The 477-nt window shown below is 51.8% G+C and carries 1 protein-coding gene; it reads left to right on the top strand.

From position 1 onward, the window contains the following. Positions 1-236: hypothetical protein (locus tag AC1DH9_RS30900; protein WP_477809554.1), on the top strand; the 236-nt coding region annotated here is incomplete at its 5' end. Positions 237-477: the final 241 nt, after the last annotated feature.

Raw genomic sequence — 477 nt, 5'->3', positions numbered from 1 at the left:
GGGTGTATTGGGTGTTGGGCATGTGCGAGGGGGTCACTGCGAAAAATGCGCCTATTATAAAAGAACCAACGCTGCGAGATAGGTGTATACCTGATCTCATATTCCCAGTTGGTGGAGCGTGCATCATGAGCAAAGGCATGGATTCGAAGAAAGCGGCGAAAAAGAAACCGACCAAGACAGCCGTTGAAAAACGCGCTGACAAGAAGGCCAAGAAGGTCGGTGTGTTCGGGCACTGAGCCCGCTTTGACGGAGCCCGGCAATCGGGCTCCGCGTTCATTCTCAAGTATTCACTTCCAGGTAAACCAGTCATCGATCTGCAAGATTTCCCTGCTTCGTTGCACAGAAGGGGATAAGGCCGACATTTGTCTGTTGGCTTGTCCTGTTCTGAGCCGAGCCATGTCCTATTACCTTGATCAAAACCTGCGTGAAGAAATTGAAACCCTGCGCCGAACGTTTGCCGGTCGCAGTGAATGGCCT

This window comes from Pseudomonas sp. 05T35, from assembly GCF_056396605.1.
Note: the sequence above shows the minus strand (reverse complement) of the source record. Positions and strands in the feature narration are given on the sequence as shown.